The 260-nt window shown below is 47.7% G+C and carries 1 protein-coding gene; it reads right to left on the reverse strand.

The window, feature by feature from the left end; translation table 11 throughout:
• Positions 1–85: 85 nt before the first annotated feature.
• Complete coding sequence (gene pqqA / locus AAEY99_RS21525) at positions 86–160, reverse strand: pyrroloquinoline quinone precursor peptide PqqA (protein ID WP_003194766.1); 75 nt, start codon at positions 158–160, stop codon at positions 86–88.
• Between the last annotated feature and the right edge of the window lie 100 nt (positions 161–260).

Here is a 260-nt window from a genome sequence, read left to right on the forward strand (position 1 = left end):
GGACAAACATGGCCGCTCCATCACACAAGACTCAAAAATAAAAACGCCCCGGCGAACCGAGGCGTTGCGCTGCGATACAAAGGTATTAACGGCTTGCGAAGTACATGGTGACTTCAAAGCCGATACGCAGATCAGTGTAAGCAGGTTTGGACCAAGTCATGTTCATACTCCTACGAATGGATGGGACGATTACTACTAAGTTATACATATAGTCCACCTCCAGGCGGAGATGTTCAGATGCTTAGGTGGCTATGTTACTC

Origin of the sequence: Shewanella sp. S1-58-MNA-CIBAN-0166 (assembly GCF_040310085.1) — a bacterium.
GTDB lineage: Bacteria > Pseudomonadota > Gammaproteobacteria > Enterobacterales > Shewanellaceae > Shewanella.